Annotated in this window: 12 protein-coding genes; 9 read left to right on the top strand and 3 right to left on the bottom strand. The window is 74.7% G+C overall.

What is annotated here, in order from left to right:
• Positions 1–294 precede the first annotated feature (294 nt).
• From glnT to FRAQA3DRAFT_RS14795, 5 genes are all read left to right on the top strand, one after another.
• On the top strand, positions 295–1,650 hold the full coding sequence (gene glnT / locus FRAQA3DRAFT_RS14815) for a type III glutamate--ammonia ligase (protein WP_009739844.1): 1,356 nt from the start codon (positions 295–297) through the stop codon (positions 1,648–1,650).
• 72 nt (positions 1,651–1,722) lie between these two features.
• Entirely contained in the window at positions 1,723–2,466 is a 744-nt protein-coding gene (locus FRAQA3DRAFT_RS14810) for a glutamine amidotransferase (protein WP_009739843.1), read from the top strand.
• A complete protein-coding gene (locus FRAQA3DRAFT_RS14805; protein WP_009739842.1) occupies positions 2,454–3,248 on the top strand; it encodes a glutamate synthase in 795 nt (264 codons plus the stop codon). The genes FRAQA3DRAFT_RS14810 and FRAQA3DRAFT_RS14805 overlap by 13 nt, the downstream gene beginning before the upstream one ends.
• 12 nt (positions 3,249–3,260) lie before the next feature.
• Entirely contained in the window at positions 3,261–4,700 is a 1,440-nt protein-coding gene (locus FRAQA3DRAFT_RS14800) for an FMN-binding glutamate synthase family protein (protein WP_009739841.1), read from the top strand.
• A 2-nt stretch (positions 4,701–4,702) separates the two neighbouring features.
• Positions 4,703–5,944, top strand: coding sequence for an FAD-binding oxidoreductase (locus FRAQA3DRAFT_RS14795; protein WP_035922939.1), 1,242 nt, complete (start codon positions 4,703–4,705; stop codon positions 5,942–5,944).
• A 68-nt stretch (positions 5,945–6,012) separates the two neighbouring features.
• Here FRAQA3DRAFT_RS14795 and FRAQA3DRAFT_RS14790 read toward each other — a convergent pair whose 3' ends face one another.
• Entirely contained in the window at positions 6,013–6,609 is a 597-nt protein-coding gene (locus tag FRAQA3DRAFT_RS14790; protein WP_009739839.1) for a helix-turn-helix domain-containing protein, read from the bottom strand.
• A 210-nt stretch (positions 6,610–6,819) separates the two neighbouring features.
• Between FRAQA3DRAFT_RS14790 and FRAQA3DRAFT_RS37270 the strand changes: the two genes are divergently transcribed.
• The 3 genes from FRAQA3DRAFT_RS37270 to FRAQA3DRAFT_RS14775 all read left to right on the top strand — a co-directional run bounded on the left by FRAQA3DRAFT_RS37270 (position 6,820) and on the right by FRAQA3DRAFT_RS14775 (position 13,047).
• Positions 6,820–7,893, top strand: coding sequence for a hypothetical protein (locus FRAQA3DRAFT_RS37270; RefSeq protein ID WP_232292055.1), 1,074 nt, complete (start codon positions 6,820–6,822; stop codon positions 7,891–7,893).
• Between the two features lie 1,489 nt (positions 7,894–9,382).
• Positions 9,383–10,237, top strand: a complete 855-nt coding sequence (locus FRAQA3DRAFT_RS32085) for an Hsp20/alpha crystallin family protein (RefSeq protein WP_009739836.1) — start codon at positions 9,383–9,385, stop codon at positions 10,235–10,237.
• 125 nt (positions 10,238–10,362) lie between these two features.
• Positions 10,363–13,047, top strand: coding sequence for an ATP-binding cassette domain-containing protein (locus tag FRAQA3DRAFT_RS14775; RefSeq protein ID WP_009739835.1), 2,685 nt, complete (start codon positions 10,363–10,365; stop codon positions 13,045–13,047).
• Between the two features lie 39 nt (positions 13,048–13,086).
• Here the strand turns inward: FRAQA3DRAFT_RS14775 and FRAQA3DRAFT_RS14770 are convergent, their stop codons facing one another.
• On the bottom strand, positions 13,087–13,476 hold the full coding sequence (locus tag FRAQA3DRAFT_RS14770; RefSeq protein WP_009739834.1) for a DUF962 domain-containing protein: 390 nt from the start codon (positions 13,474–13,476) through the stop codon (positions 13,087–13,089).
• Between the two features lie 132 nt (positions 13,477–13,608).
• On the opposite strand from FRAQA3DRAFT_RS14770, the gene FRAQA3DRAFT_RS14765 reads away from it, so the two are divergent.
• Entirely contained in the window at positions 13,609–14,988 is a 1,380-nt protein-coding gene (locus FRAQA3DRAFT_RS14765; protein WP_009739833.1) for an MFS transporter, read from the top strand.
• A gap of 34 nt (positions 14,989–15,022) precedes the next feature.
• On the opposite strand, the gene FRAQA3DRAFT_RS14760 is transcribed toward FRAQA3DRAFT_RS14765, so the two are convergent.
• Positions 15,023–16,432 (bottom strand): PLP-dependent aminotransferase family protein, encoded by a 1,410-nt coding sequence (locus FRAQA3DRAFT_RS14760; protein ID WP_009739832.1) that lies wholly within the window; start codon positions 16,430–16,432, stop codon positions 15,023–15,025.
• Positions 16,433–16,470 lie beyond the last annotated feature (38 nt).

Raw genomic sequence — 16,470 nt, 5'->3', positions numbered from 1 at the left:
ACCGAAGCTCGTGCGTCGCGCCGTCGAATCGGGCTACCGCAGGGACCTCCATGACGAGGGCTTCCGCTCCTGGCCGGTCGAGGAAGACCCGCCTGTTCCAACAGCTTGGCCGCCAGGTCACGCTGACAGCACCAGGCAGAGGTCGCCTTCGACTCGGTACCGGTTTCCCGCGTTCCCGGACGGAGCGGAACGTTACGGGATCGTTACTGCGGCGCCGTTCCCCCGACATCGCCCTCTCGTCAAATATCAGTTGACGATGGTTCATGTGAGGAGACAAGTTGGGGGTGGTCGACCGTGACCGGCGCGTCGGGCTCCGGGGGTGCGTCGCTTGCGCAACGGGCGGCCGCCGACGGCACGACCTTCGTCCTGGCGACCTTCGTCGACCTCGACGGCAAGCCGTGCGCCAAGCTGGTCCCGGCCGCGGCGCTCGACCGCGCCCAGGCCGACGGGGTCGGGTTCGCCGGCTTCGCGGCCGGCGGCACCGGCCAGGTGCCGGGTGATCCGGACATCATCGCGATGCCCGATCCGGACTCGTACGTGGCGCTGCCGTCCGTCCGGCCGGGGCTGGCGATGGTGCAGTGCGACCCGTACGTCGACGGCGTGCCGTGGCCGTTCGCGCCGCGGATCATCCTGCGCCGGCTGCGCGAGCGCCTCGCCGGCGCCGGGATGTCGATGCAGGTCGGCGCCGAGTGCGAGTACTTCCTCGTCCGCCGCGGTCCCGCCGGGACGATCGTCCCCGCCGACGCCGAGGACGCCGCCGCGAAGCCCTGCTACGACGCCCGCGACCTCACCCGGATGTACGACCACCTCACCGACGTCTCCACCGCGCTGAACGACCTGGGCTGGGACAACTACGCCAACGACCACGAGGACGGCAACGGCCAGTTCGAGCAGAACTTCGGCCATGCCGACGCCCTCACCACGGCCGACCGGGTCATCGCGTTGCGCTACCTCGTCCGGATGACGGCCGAGCGGCGCGGGATGATCGCCACCTTCATGCCCAAGCCGTTCACCGGGCTGACCGGCAGCGGCATGCACCTGCACGTCTCCCTGTGGGCGGGCCAGCGGGCGCTGTTCCCCGACGAGTCCGACCCGCGCGGCCTGGGCCTGTCCAAGCTCGCCTACTCCTTCGTCGCCGGGGTGCTCAGCCACGTGCCGGCGCTGCTCGCCCTGCTCACCCCGACGGTGAACTCGTTCAAGCGGACGGGCGCGCCGCCGCCGACCTCCGGCGCCACGTGGACGCCGGCCCGGGCGACCTACGGCGGCAACGACCGGACCCACCTCATCCGGGTGCCCGACGGCGAGCGGGTGGAGATCCGGGTGGTCGACGGCGCGGCCAACCCCTACCTGGCGATCGCCGGGCTCATCGCGGCGGGCCTGGACGGCATCGACGCCGGGCTCGACCCCGGCCCGGTCGGCGGCCCCGGCGGGGTGGGCGGGGCCGCCGCCATGGCCGCGGAACTGCCGCCGACGCTGCTGCACGCCGTGGAGGCGTTCGCGGCCGATCCGGTGATCACCGGGGTGCTCGCGGCTGCGGGCTCCGCCGCCGGCGTCCCGGCCTACTACGCCGCCCGGCGGCGGGCGGAGTTCCTGGACTGGCACAGCCGGGTGGGCTCCTGGGAGGTCGAGCGCTACCTCACGGCGTTCTGACGGACCGCGGGACCAGGGCGGGGAGAGACCAGAGCGGGGAGAGACCAGGGCGGGGAGAGGAGAGGCGTCAGCATGTGTGGCATCGCGGGCCTGCACCTGAAGGACGACACCTACCGGGATCGGCTGGGCGCGATGGTCGCGGGCATGCTGCGCGGCGTCGCCGAACGTGGCCCCGACTCGGCGGGGGTGGCCATCCACTCCGACGGGCTGGAGGTCCTCAAGGCGGTCGGCGACCCGCTCGCGTTCGCCGCGCGGATCGGCCTCGCCACCCGGTCGGGGGTCCGCGCGCTCGCACACACCCGGATGGCGACCGAGTCCGCGGTCACCGCCGCGCACTGCCACCCGTTCGCGGTCCGCCCGCCCGAGCCCGCGCGTGGGACGGCCGCCGGACAGGCGAGCGCCGCCGCGGCGACGCCGGTAGACACGAGACTCTGCCTGGTCCACAACGGGTCGTTCGCGAATCACGCCTCCATCCGGCGCCGGCTCGCCGACGAGGGCGTGACCACCGAGACCGACAACGACTCCGAGGTTGCCGCCCGCTACCTGGCCGCGCGCCTCGCCGCCGGCGACGACCTCGCCGCGGCCCTGCGCCGGCTCACCGCGACCTTCGACGGGTTCTTCACCCTCGCCGTGACCACCGCGGACAGCTTCGCGGTCGTCCGCGACCCGATCGCGTGCAAGCCGGCGATCATCGCCGAGACCGACCGGTGGGTGGCGATGGTGTCGGAGTACCGGGCCCTGCTCGGCCTGCCGGGACTCGCCGATGCGGCGGTGTTCGAACCCGAGCCGGAGGAGGTCTACCTGTGGGCAAGCTGACCGGCGCCGTCCGCGGCACGGACACCGCCGACACCGCCGACACCGCCGACACCGCCACCGCCGGAGCGGCGGCCGGTGACGGCGCCGCCGGAGGGGAACCGGGTGAGCTCGTGCTCGACCTGGCCGAGATGCCGACCCGGCAGGTCAACGCGGCGTTGCGCGCACTGCCGGACGGCGCGCGGGCCCGGCTGGTCAACCCCGCCGGCCGGCACAACCTGGCGGTGGGGCTCAGCCGGGCGGTCCGGGTGACGGTCGCGGGACCGGCCGGCTACTACGTCGGCGGCCTCGGCGAGGCGGCCGAGGTGACCGTGGACGGGCCGGTCGGCTGGGGCGCGGGGGAGAACCTCATGTCCGGCACGGTGCGGGTGCGTGGCGCGGCCAGCCAGAGCGCGGCGGCGTCCGCGCACGGGGGGCTCGTCGTCGTCGAGGGCGACGCGTCGCTACGCGCCGGGATCTCGCTCAAGGGCGGGCGGCTCGCGGTCGCCGGGGACGTCGGCCGGTACTGCGCGTTCCTGGCGCAGGCCGGGACGATCCTCGTCGGCGGCGACGCGGGCGACGCGCTCGGCGACTCCCTCTACGAGGCGGTGATCTACGTGGCCGGGCGCGTCCGCGGCCTCGGCACCGACGCGCGGATCTCCGACCTCACCGACGCCGACGTGGCCGCGGTGCGAGCGCTGGCTGCGCAGGCCGGCTTCGACCATGTCGACCCGGAGAACGTCACCCGGGTGGCGTCGGCCCGCCAGCTCTACCACTTCGACACCGCCCATCACGGCGCCTACTGATCGGAGTCGACGATGCCCCACCCCGACACGATCGATGGTCCGAACCCATGGCCCGCGGACAAGCGGTACCCGCCGCACCACACCTTCGGCCCGCCGGTCATCGCCGAGATCCGCGAGCGGGCGGAGCTGGGGCGCTACCCGATCCGCGGCTGGGGCGCGCGCCGCGCGGTCCCGGACTTCGACGACCTGCTGCTGCTCACCGCCAGTGCCTCGCGCTACCCGCTGGAGGGTTACCGGGAACGCTGCGACACGCGCACCGTCCTCGGCGCCCGCCGCGCGGCCCGACCGGTGGTCCTCGACATCCCGATCACCATCGCGGGAATGTCGTTCGGCTCGCTGTCCGCGCCGGCGAAGGAGGCGCTGGGCCGCGCCGCGTCGCTGGTCGGGACGTCCACGACGACGGGTGACGGCGGGATGACGCCGGAGGAGCGGTCGGCCTCGACGACGCTGGTGTACCAGTGCCTGCCGTCGCGCTACGGGTTCAACCCGGTCGATCTGCGCGCCGCCGACGCGGTGGAGATCGTGCTCGGCCAGGGGGCGAAGCCCGGCGGCGGCGGGATGCTGCTCGGCCAGAAGGTCGGCGCCCGGGTGGCGGGGATGCGCACCCTGCCCGAGGGGGTCGACCAGCGCTCGGCGAGCCGGCATCCGGACTGGACGGGCCCCGACGACCTGAAGATCAAGATCGAGGAGATCCGCGAGGTCACCGACTGGCAGGTGCCCGTCTACGTCAAGATCGGCGCGACCAGGGTGGACCACGACGTGCGCCTCGCCGTCGCCGCCGGGGCGGACGTCGTCGTCGTCGACGGGATGCAGGGCGGCACCGGTGCCACCCAGGACGCCTTCATCGAGCACACCGGGATCCCCACCCTGGCCGCGGTGCGCCTGGCCGCCGAGGCGCTGGCGGACCTGCGACTCACCGGTGACGTGGGGCTGATCATCTCGGGTGGCGTCCGCACCGGCGCCGACGTCGCCAAGGCGCTCGCGCTCGGCGCGGACGCCGTCTCCCTCGGCGTCGCCCCGCTCGTCGCGCTGGGCTGCAACGCCCCGACCTACCGCCGTCTCGCTGCGCGCACCGACGGGGCCGGCGGGTCGGGCGGTCCCGGCGACGAGCCCGCCGCAGCGTTCGCCGGCGTGGAGGTCGACGTGACGACGGAGTACGCCGCGCTCGGCACCGCTGCGGGTCACTGCACCCACTGCCACACCGGCCGCTGTCCGGTCGGCGTCACCACCCAGGACGACGAGCTGGCCGCCCGCCTCGACCCGGAGCTCGGCGCCCACCGGGTGGCCAACTACCTGCGGGCGCTGGCGATGGAGACGGCGATGCTCGCCCGCGCCTGCGGCAAGAGCGACGTGCACCGCCTCGAACCCGAGGACCTCGTCGCGCTCACCGTCGAGGCGGCGGCGATGGCCGGGGTGCCGCTGGCCGGGACCGACTGGATCCCGGGCCGGTGACCGTGCAGGCGAGCGCCGACGTCGTCATCGTCGGCGGCGGCATCGAGGGGGCCGCGGCCGCCTGGGCGCTGACCCGCAAGGGCGTGTGCAACGTGCTGGTCCTCGAACGGGCCACCGTCGGCTCCGGCGGGACGGGCCGGTCCAGCGGCATCGTCCGCTGCCATTACGGGGTGCGCTCGCTCGCCGTGATGGCCTGGCACGGCGTGCAGTTGCTCACCCATGCCACCGAGATCCTCGGGGTGGCCGACGGGGTCGGCTTCGAGCCGGTGGGCTACCTCGTCGGCGTCGGGCCGGGTGACGCCGCGGCGCTGGCGGCCAACGTCGCGGCGGCGGCGGCGGTCGGCATCGACACCCGCCTCGCCGACCCCACGGAGGTCGCCGAGCTGTGGCCGGCGGCCGACCTCGCCGACTTCGCCGCGTTCGCCTACGAGCCACGCGGCGGCTACGGCGACGCCTACCGGACCTGCCACGCGTACCTGGCCGCGGCCCGCCAGGGCGGGGTCCGGGTGCGCCAGGGCGTCCCGGTGACCCGCATCCTGACCTCGGGCGAGCGTGCCGGTGGGGACGAACGAGCAGGTGGGGGCGAGGGGTCCGGGGGGCGGGCGATCGGGGTGGAGCTCGCCGACGGCAGCCGGATCGCCGCCGGCACGGTCGTGCTCGCGGCGGGCGTGTGGTCGGCGGCGCTGGCCGCCGGGGTCGGCGTCGACCTGCCGCTGCGCGCCCAGCGGGAGCAGATCCTGCTGGTGGCGCCGGGCGCGCCGGTCGGTAACGTGCCGGTGCTGTCCGACCTCGTCGGCCTGCAGTACGTGCGCCCGGAACGCTCCGGCGAGCTGCTGGTCGGCAACAGCGACCACAGCCGGCCGCAGTGGGTCGACCCCGATGCCTACCCCGGTACCGCGGACCCGCAGTACGTGGAGCGCGCCGTCGGCCGGTTCGCCCACCGCTTCCCCGGCCTGCCCGAGGTGGCGCTGTCGTCGTCCTACGCCGGCTGCTACGACGTCACTCCCGACTACAACCCGATCATCTCGGCGACGCCGGTCGACGGGCTGTTCGTCGCGGCGGGGTTCAGCGGGCACGGTTTCAAGATCTCCGTCGCGGTCGGTGAGCTCGTCGCGGACCTCGTCGTCGACGGGGATTCCAGCCATCCGCTCATCCCCGCCGCCGACTTCCGTCTCTCCCGCTTCGCCGAGAACGCCCCCCTGGTCAGCCCGCACCCCTACGCCGGCGCCGGCCAGATGCGCTGAGCCGGCCTTGGATGCGCTGAGCCGGCCTTGGATGCGCTGAGCCGGCCTTGGATGCGCGGAGCCAGGAGTCAGGAGCCGTCGTGGGAGCCGTAGGCGGTGACGGACAGGAAGCGGATCGGCAGCTCCAGCAGGCGGACCGGGCCGTGCGGCCCCTGGCCGTCGAACATCAGCGCGTCGCCGGGGTGCAGCACGTAGCGGGCCTCGCCGTGGCCGTACTCCAGCACGCCGTCGAGGACGTAGAGGAACTCGGTGCCCTCGTGCTGGAACAGCGGGAAGACCTCGCTGGCCTCGGTCAGGGTGACCAGCAGGGGCTCCATCCGCTTGGCCCCGCCGCGCAGGGTGCCCAGCAGCTCGTAGAGGTGGCCCACCCGGCTGCCGCGGCGCACGATCCGCGCGCCGTGCCCGGCGGGCACGAACACCGCCTCCCGCTCGTCGTCGACGCCCCGGAACAACGCCGTCACGGGGACGCCGAGCCCGGCGGCGAGTCGGCTGAGAGTGGACAGGCTGCAGGAGGTCTGAGCATTCTCGATCTTCGACAGCATCGCCTTGGACATCTCGGTGCGCCGCGCGAGCTCCGCCACCGACAGCGCGGCGGCGAGGCGGTACTCGCGGACCCGGGCGGCGATGACCCGTTCGAGGGCCTGCTCGCCCGGCTCGGTGGACACAGCATGCAGCGTAGGGCGTCGATGCGGGGGTACGACCGGCTCGTAGCGATGCCTGCCCGCGCGGGGACAGCCGGACGCGGGCGCGCGGGGCAGCCATCCCCGCGGCCGATGCTCGGACTGGCACTTTCTGCCGTCCAAACCGGTCAACTCGGCAGTCCGCGGGAGTCCGCGGGCGTGACCTGGGCGGCACGCTCGGGACATATGGAACATATGACGTTCGCGGCGGCCGTCCGCGCGGTCAACGACACCCTGTCCCGCCGGTCGGCCCGCCACGGCGGGATGCCCTGCCCCGCGGGGCCGCGGGCGATCCACATCGGCGTCCTCGCCGCATGCGACCTCGGGTGCTTCGACGACGCTGTGCCCCTGCTGGAACGGGTCGTCGAGCGCCTCGGCCAGCGGGGTACGGCCGTCCCCCACGGCTACCTCGTCCGGGTGGTGCGCTCGGCCCTCGGCGAGCTGCACCGGGACCGGCGGCGCATCCACGGCCTGCAGCAGCGGCCCGAACGCGTGCCCGACGCGGCCTGGGCTCGCGAGGCGCTGCCCGACCCCGCCGACCGGGCCCTGCTGGCGCACCTGATGACCTGGCTGGGCAGCGACGTGCCCGCCGTCGCCGGCGTCGGCTGGCCGCTGTCGGCCTGGGCCGACCGCTACGGCACCACCCCGGCCGAGATGGCGGCCTGGATCCGCCGGGTGACGGCCGCGGTCGAGGCGTCCTCGCCTCGGCGCCACCGGCGCTACCTCGCGCGGCCGCTGGCCGACAAGGTGCCCGTCGTGGCGCCGTTCAGCGCCTTCGCCGGCTGTGGCGCGGGGCTCGACGAGCTCGCCCGGGACCCCGGAGAGTGGGGCGGCCCGGGTGACCGGTGCGCTTGGCCGCCGTCGGCCCGGCCGCTGTGGGAGGCGGCCGGGGGTGCGGCACCGGCCGCGGAGGCGGTGCGGCGGGAGGTCGCCGGCTATCGGATCACCGGGCTCGCCGCGACCGTGGCCGGCCTGCACGGGACAGGCGCCGTCGCAGTGCGCGCGCTGCGCGCGGCGCTGGTCGAGGCGCTCGGACCGGCCGCCGCGCGGGCCGACGACGACGACCTCGCCGCCGCGCTGCGGCGCACCGCTCAGCCCACGGCGCCGACCGCCGACGGGGTCGAAGCCGGTGCCGCCGGTGACGCCGATGCCGGTGACGCCGATGCCGGTGGGGGTGGTGGCGGTGCCGGTGGCGTGGGTGGTGTCGGGATGGCGGCGGGCGAGCCCGGCGGGACCGGCGCTGCCGGGTCCCTGTTGCTCGCGGCCTGAGCCCCGCCCGCGACCAGCGCCGCGAACGGGTCGCTCAGCCGGGCCTGTTCGGGGACCAGCGCGCTCACCGGACGGTCGCCCGCGAGCCGGCGCAGGGCGTCGAACGCCGCGTCGACGGAGGCGTCGAAGTAGGCGTCGAGGAAGCGCGGATCACCCGCCCGCAGCACCGAACCGTCCGCTGCGCGCGGGGCGGACGCGGGCACGTGCAGCAGCCGGGGGTGCGGCGCGAGCAGTTCAGCCCAGGCCCGGCTCTGCGCGGTCAGCTCCGCCGGCGCCGTGCCGGACAGCGCCGCGATGATCTCGATGAGCTCCGGCTCCGGCACCACCATGACCACCCGCACGTCGGGCCCCGCGTCCCCCAGCAGCCGCGCGCTGGGCGCGCTCGGCTCCGGTGACTCGGTGAGCACATGCGCCCAGACCCGGCGCGGGGAGTTGTCCGGGCGGCGCAGCCAGTCCTGCATGATCTCGTCGGCGAGGGCGAAGTCGAGTCGTGCCCCACCGTGTACCGACCGGGCCGCGCGGGCGAAGCTGCCCAGGCCCCAGCCGAGCGCCTTGGCCAGCAGTGCCGCCACCGTGTAGGAGCCGGTCCACTGCAGGCCGGTGACGACGACCCCCTGCGCGCCGACACCGGACGCGTCGGTCGGGGCGTGGTGGGCCGTGGGCTCGTGCGGCGCCGTGAAGCGGTGGACGATCAGCGGCGGCAGCGGGCCCGCGGGCAGCCCCTCGACCAGCAGCGGCGTGGCGTCCCAGCTCGCGGCGGTGCGCTCGAAGACCTCGGCGAAGTCTCGTTCGGCGTCGGCCCGCTCGCTGATCGCGTCGACGCGTTCGAGCAGGACATGGTCGGCGAAGTGGCAGCGGTGGCGCCGGCCCCGCCAGTGCGGCCGCACCGTCACCGACCACCGCCCGTCGCGGGCCGCCGCCGCCGCGAACAGCGCGCCGCCGGTGGTCCGGCCCTCCTGCGCGGAGCGTGCGCGAAGCTGCCACTCCCGCTCCTCGGCCTGCTCGGCCCGGCGGACGAGCTTGCTGATGGACGGGCTGCGCAGGCCGTAGGCGGCGAGCATGTCGCTTTCGTGGGCGCCGACGGCCCGGGCGAGCTCGATGATGGCGTGCGCCGGGACGGTCGTCTCGTTGCTCAGCCAGCGGCGCAGCTTGTGGGTGCCCTGCAGGTCGAGCGGGCCGGCCACCCGCTCGGCGAGCGCGGGCAGGCTGATCTGCTCGCGGTTGAGCACCGTCTTCATCGCGTCCGCCCAGTGGGCCTGACGCGGATCGTCACCGACCCGTGTCGGCAGGCTGTGCGGCTGGAACCGGCGCGCCTGCCGGGCGGGGCCGCGTCCCGGCGCGCCCGTGCCGTTCACCGAAGCCGACCGATCCCTCCTAGCCATCCCTTCATCGTGACTGATACCACCGGTTTGCCGGCCTACAGTCGCCGGGTACTGATCAGAATGTAGTTACCCTTTAACATCCTGTAATGATGATGGAGGTGGGAGTAATGGCGCTCTCCACCCGAAGCACGCCCGGCAGCGGGGCCGCCCTGGGCCGCTGGGACCCCTTCCGCGAGATCGAGGAGGCCTGGAGCCGGATGGGCAGCCTGCTCGGCGACGTCGCGGGCGGCTCGGGCCGGCCGCTCGGCGTGCTGGCCGGGGCGGCGCTGCCGGTCGACATCGAGGAGACCGACGACGCCTACGTCGTCGAACTGGAGCTGCCAGGCGTCCGGCGCGAGGACGTCTCGATCGACCTACGGGACAACGAGCTCCACGTCAGCGGGGAGATCCGCGAGCGTGAGCGGACAGGTGTCGTGCGCCGCCAGTCGCGGCGGGTCGGTCGGTTCGAGCATCGGATCACCCTGCCCGGCGAGGTCGACACCGAGGGCGTCTCGGCGAGCCTGGCCGACGGGGTCCTCACGGTGAGCCTGCCCAAGGCCCGCCGCAGCCAGCAGCGGCACATCGAGATCACCGCCGGTGACCGGGATGAGGCCGGGACGAGCGCCCAGCGCTCCGCCGAGTTCCCGGGCGGCGGGACGTCGACGGCCGGTGGGCGCGCCGGCCAGGGCGGGCTGACCACCGGTGACAGCGGCGTCGACCGTGGCCAGGCCGGGGGCCGGCAGGCCGGGTCGGCTGATCGCGACACGGGCTCGGCCCAGCGGGAGACAGGACCGGCCGGCCGGCAGACGGAGTCGACAGGCCGGCAGACGGAGTCGACAGGCCGACAGACGGGGTCGACAGGCCGACAGACGGAGTCGACAGGCCGGGAGGCCGGGTCGGCTGGCCGGGAGACGGGCTTCGCAGGTCGGGAGGCCGGCTCACCTGGTCGGGAGGCAGGCCCCGGTGGGCGGGAGTTCCGCTGATCCGCTGACTGGCGGCCCCGCCTGACCGATGACGGTCGGCTTTCGGACATGTCGCGGAAGGAGGCCGGAAAACGACCCTCGCGCGGGCACACTATGGTGCGTCTGGCGATCGAGGGAGAGTGCTGGTGGCAGGGACCCCGCTACGCGTCCACACCCCGGCCGGGGAGGTGACGCTCACCGGCGACGAGCCCGTCGTGGTGGGGCGGGCCCGGTCCGCGGACATCGTGATCAACGACGGGCGGGTGTCGCGCCGGCATCTGGTGCTGCACCCCTCGGCGGTCGGCTGGCGCGTCGAGGACATCAGCGCCAACGGGCTGTGGTGCGACGGCCGCCGGCTGGGCGACGTCGACATTGTCGGCGAGCTGCGGCTGCGCCTCGGCGCCGCGGATGGCCCGGAGGTGGTGCTCCTGCCCCGGCCGGCCCGACCGGTGATCCCGCCGACGGCCCCGACCCGCGGGCCGGATGCGGCGCCCATCTCCGTCGAGGACCTCGCGGCCTTCGCACCCACGCCGGCCACGTCGCTCACGTCGGCGCCGGTGGGGCCGGCTGCGCCTGGCGGGCCCCCGGGGCCGGCCGGCGGCGTGCCGGGGAACGCGGAGCCGGGCGGGCCGGGGGTGCCGGGGCAGCCGTCGGGGCCGGCCCGCGCTGCGCCGGGGGTTTCGGGGGGCCTACCGATCGACCCGGCGACGGCGCAGAGCGCGGTCGTGCACGACCGGCGCCGCGTGCATCCCCTTCAGCCTGGCCGGATGCGGATGGGGCGCTCCCGCGACAACGAGATCAACGTCGGGGATCTGCTCGCCTCTCGTCACCACGCCGAGCTGCACATCTCGCTCGGCGGGGTGGAGCTGGTCGACCTCGCGTCGGCGAACGGCACGTTCGTCAACGGCCACCGGATCAGCCGGGCCCCGGTGATGCAGCGCGACGTCATCGCCATCGGCCACCATCTGTTCCAGCTCGAGGGCAGCTCGCTCGTCGAGTACGTCGACTCCGGTGATGTCGCCTTCGAGGTCCAGGACGTCTCCGTCTGGGCCGGCACGAAGCAGCTCATGCACGACATGACCTTCCGGCTGCCCGGCCGGTCCCTGCTCGGCGTGGTCGGCCCGAGCGGCGCCGGCAAGTCCACCCTGCTCAACGCGCTCACCGGCTTCCGGCCCGCCGACCGCGGCTCGGTGCGCTACGCCGGCCGGGACCTCTACGCCGAATACGACGAGCTGCGCCGACGCATCGGCTACGTGCCTCAGGCCGACCCGCTGCACGACCAGCTCACCGTGCGCGAGGCCCTGCTCTACGGCTCCGAGCTGCGCTTCCCGGCCGACACCACCGCGGCCGAGCGGCGTGCCCGGGTCGAGGAGGTCATCGGCCAGCTCGGGCTGTCCGCGCACGCCGACACCCGGGTCTCCCAGCTCTCCGGCGGCCAGAAGAAGCGCACCAGCGTCGCGCTCGAACTGCTCACCCGCCCGTCGCTGCTCTTTCTCGACGAGCCGACCTCCGGCCTCGACCCGGCCAACGACCAGTCGGTGATGGAGACGCTGCGTGGCCTCGCGAAGGGCGGCGGCGCCGGGTCCGCGGACGAGAGCGGCCGGACCGTCATCGTCGTCACGCACAGCGTGCTGTTCCTGGACCTGTGCGACTTCATCCTGGTGCTCGCGCCCGGTGGGCACGTCGCCTACTTCGGCCCGGCCGACGGGGCGTTGCGCTTCTTCGGCAAGCAGGACTTCCGCGAGTTCGCCGCGGTGTTCCGGGAGCTGGAGGCCACCCCGGGCGATCAGATGGCCGCCCGCTTCCGGGCGTCGGAGTTCTTCGTGCCCTCGGCGGTCGTGGCGCCGGCGGTGCGCAAGGCGCCGCCGGAGCTGCCCAGCGTCCGCCAGCAGCCGGTGACCGCGCAGCTCGCGACGCTGACCCGCCGCTACTGGCGGGTCGTCCTCGCCGATCGGTCCTACCTGCGACTGATCATTGCCTACCCGTTCCTGCTCGGCATCGTGCCGCGGGTGCTCAAGGCTCCCGACGGCCTGGGCCCGTTGCCGCAGACGCCGAACGCCGACGCCACCAAGGTGCTCGTCGTGTTGGTGCTGTGCGCCTGCTTCATGGGGATGGCCAACTCGATCCGGGAGATCGTGAAGGAACGCGCGATCTACCGGCGAGAGCGGACGATCGGGCTGTCCCGCACCGCCTACCTCGGTTCCAAAATCATCTTGTTGACCGCGATCACCACCGCGCAGTGCCTGGTCTTCACGCTCATCGCGGTGGTGGGCCGCACTCCGCCGCAGGCCGCCGCGCTGGGTTCGCCGCTACTGGAGTGCCTGCTCGCGGTGATCGTCGCGGCCCTGGCCTCGATGATGATCGGACTGTTCGTCTCCACCCTGATCGACAACGCGGACAAGGCGATGCCGATCCTCGTCCTGGTCACCATGGGCCAGCTCGTGTTCTCCGGCGGCCTGACCTCCATGACCGGGCGGCTCGTGCTGGAGCAGATCAGCTTCCTCGTCCCGGCCCGGTGGGGGTTCGCGGCGCTGGCCTCCACCGACGATCTCAACGTGGTGAGCAAGCTCGGCAACCCGACCCTGCGCACCGACCCCCCCGACCGGCTCTGGGAGCACAGCGCCGGCACCTGGGCGCTCGACATCCTGATCGCTGTCGTGATCGGCGCCGTCGCGCTGGCGCTCACCACGCTCATGCTGCGCCGGATCGAACCCAAGGTCACCCGGGCGGCGGACGCCGTGCCGGCGGCGGGCGCGGCGGGGCCGCCCGGGTTCGGGCCCGGGCCGGTCCACGGGCAGCCGCCCACGGGCCGGATGCCGCTGCGCGGCTGACCGCCGGTGGGGGCCTGACCGCCGGTGGGCGGCCGGAGGTCAGCGGCGGCCGGCCTTCGGGGCGGGGACGCCGGCCAGCCCGCGTCCGCCGAGGAGGTCGGCGATCTCCTCGCACCAGAAGGCCAGCCCGCACAGCTGGTAGGTCAGCGGGCCCTCGGTCAGCGCGGGGCGGTTGTGCTCGAACAGCACGTGCCCGGCCACCTGCACGGCCCAGCTCGCCGCGAACACCGGCAGGCCGATCCTGGGCCGGGCGAGCACGACCGGCAGCGAGAACGCCACCCCCGGGATGCCGACCAGATGGGTCAGCCGGATGGCCCGGCCGGTGTGCTGGGAGCGGTAGTACGCCATCTTCTCGGCGAACGGCGCCGAACGGTCCGGTACCCCTGCGCCGGCCGTCCCGGCTGCCCGCGTCCCGCGTCGGATGTTCATCGCCGCCCACCTCCTGCCGGCCCCGGCGCCGGGGTGAAGGTCCCCGCCGAGCCCCGGTCGGCTCGCCCGCCGGCTGCTCGTCCGGTCATATTTACGTTGCCAGGTACCGCGCCCGCGGGGTAGGACCCAGAGATGGGCGAGGTGGACGAACCGGTGCAGGCGGGAACGTCCCGCCCGGGTCGCCTGCTCGCCGTCCTGACGGCCGCGACGCTGCTGCAGTGGCTGGGTTCCTTCGCCATCGCTCCGCTGCTGCCGCTCTACCTGGCCGACCGGCACATCTCCGCCGCCGGCGTCGGGGTCGTGATGGCGGCGTTCTTCCTCGGTGCGCTGCTGTCGCAGTACGCGGCCGGGCGTGCGGCGGCGGCTCGTGGTCACCGCGGGGTGCTGCTCGCCGGGCTCGCCGCCTACGCCGCCGGCTGCCTCGGCCTGTTCGCCTCGACGGGGGTCGGGATGGACGCGGCCATGCGCATGCTGCAGGGCGCCGGCGCGGGCGCGTTCGAGGTCGCCGCGCTGACCGCGGTCGCCGCGACGGTCACCCCCGGTATGCAGGGACGCGCCTTCAGCGCCGTGCACACCGGGCAGCTTCTCGGCATCGCGATCGGCCCGCTGCTCGGCGGGTTCGCCGGCGAGCACCGGATGGACCTGGTTTTCCTGACCAGCGGCGCGGCCGCCGTGCTGGCGTCGCTGCCGGTGCTGTGGCTGCTGCCCACGGGTGCCCGCACCGGGGCGGCTCCCACTGCTGGTGTCGCTGCCGGGGTAGGCAATGCCGTGACGGGGCCGGAGCGTGACCCCCCGGCCCGGCGGCTGCTGCGCCGGGGCGTCGTCGGGCTGCTGCTCGTCGCCGGCTGCAACGGGTTGATCAGCGGCGTCTACGAGACGTGCTGGAGCCTGCTGATGGAGCGTGACGGCGCGTCCACCACGTTGATCGGGCTCACCTTCACCCTCTTCGCGCTGCCGTACCTCGTCTTCGCCTGGCCCGCCGGCTGGCTCGCGGATCGGTTCGACCGGCGCTGGCTGATCGGGGTGACCACACTCGTCCTGTCCGTGACGGTCGCCAGCTACCCGTTCCTGCACTCGATCCCGCTCATCGTCCTGTTGAGCTGTCTGGAGGCGGCGGTCCTCGCCGTCGCCTTCCCCGCGGCCCAGTCCCTGCTCGCCCAGGAGAGCGCCGCCGGTGACGGCGCCGGCCGCGGCCAGGGCCTGTTCGCGACGACGCAGACCGGCGCGACCGTGCTCGCTGCCCTGGTCTCCGGGGCGCTGTTCGCGGCGGATCCGCGGCTGCCGTTCGTGCTGGCCGCGCTCGCGGCGCTGGTCACCGCAGCCCTGCTGCCGCCGCTGTGGCGGGAGGTCACCGGCACGGTCGCCCAGGCGCGGGCCCAGGCGCGGGCCGCCGGGAGGCCAGGGCTGGCCGGGAGGCCAGGGCTGGTCGGGACGGGCGCGGCGGTCGGGACGGGCGCGGCGGTCGGGATGGCGGCGGGGCCGGACTCGGCGGCGACACCCGGCCGGCCGTAGGCCGCGGGGCGGCCCCCGGTGGTGGCGCGCCGGATCAGTTCGCGAACCCGGGCGTCCGGCCGGCCACAGCATGCAGGGCCTGCGCGAGCAGGCCGACGGCGGTCGGGATGTCCTCGTTGCGGATACCGGCGTAGGACAGGCGAAGATGGCCCGCCTCCTGCTCGCCGATGGTGAAGAACCGGCCCGGGGCCACCGCGACCCCGAGCCGCCCGGCGCTGGTCGCCACCGCGATGTCGTCGACCCCCTGGGGGAGGCGCAGGAAGAGGTTCACCCCGCCGCGCGGCGGGGTGAAGGAGCATTCGGGCAGCTCGCGGGCGAGCGCCGCGCCCAGCGTTGCCGCCCGCTCCCGCAGGGCGCTACCCACCGTCCGGACCTGCGCCGACCAGGCCGGCCCGCTGACCAGCTCGATCGCCGTGTGCTGGACCGGGCGGGCGACGAAGGAGTCGTCGACGATCCGCATGGCCGCGATCCGGCTCATCACCGGCCCGCGGGCGATGACCGCGCCCACCCGCAGGCTGGGGGCGAGAACCTTGGTCAACGAGAGGATCGTGATGACCTGCCCGTGGTCGTCGTCCTGCCACAGCGGGGGCGGCGGGACGGCGGCGAAGCCGAGCCAGCGGGCGAAGTCGTCCTCGACGATGAACGCGCCGGCCCGCCGGCAGATGTCGAGCACCTCGCCGCGGCGCTGCGCCGCGAGCACGCTGCCGTCCGGGTTGGCGTACGTGGGCTGGATGACCAGCAGCCGGGCCGACGTCCGCGCGAACGCGTCGCGCAGCAGCTCGGGCCGAATCCCGTCCTGGTCGCCGGGCACCGGGATGGGGATGAGCCCGGCACTGCGGGCGACGGCGAGCGCGCCGGGATAGGTGGGGGTGGCGAACAGCACGGGATGGCCGGCGGGCAGGATCGCGCGGAACGTCGCCGACAGCGCGCCCTGACTGCCAGGGGTGATCAGTACGTTCTCCGGTTCGGCGCCGATCTGCCGGCTGAACCAGCTCCGCAGCTCCGGGATGCCGGCCGTGGGGGAGCTGGCCCAGGCGTCCGGCCGCCGCGCCGCCCGGCTGGCGGCGGCGGCCAGCCGGGTGTCCGCCCGCAGCCCAGGATCGAGATAGCCGGCCCCCAGTTGGAATCCCGGGGTGCCCATGAGCTGGAACAGCACGTCGAGGCCGGAGGTCTGCACGGGGCTCGGGCCGAGCGCGACCTGCTGCCAGTCGGTGTCGCTGGCCTGGACGGTGCGCCGGGCCGAGACGAACGTGCCCGCGCCGGGCCTGGTCACCAGCCTGCCCTCGGCGACCAGGCGGCCCAGCGCCCGCTGCACGGTCACCGGGCCGACGCCCAGCCGTTGCTGCAGCGCCCGCGTGCTGGGCAGCTTCTCCCCGACAGCCCCGCTGTCCGCGAGCCGGCGAAGCTCGACCACGACCCGGTCGATACTGCTATCGTTGACCATGAGATTAGATGATAGCGCTATCGCGTGTCAGCCCACAG

The organism is Frankia sp. QA3 (assembly GCF_000262465.1).
In the GTDB taxonomy this organism is placed as follows: domain Bacteria; phylum Actinomycetota; class Actinomycetes; order Frankiales; family Frankiaceae; genus Frankia.
Note: the sequence above shows the minus strand (reverse complement) of the source record. Positions and strands in the feature narration are given on the sequence as shown.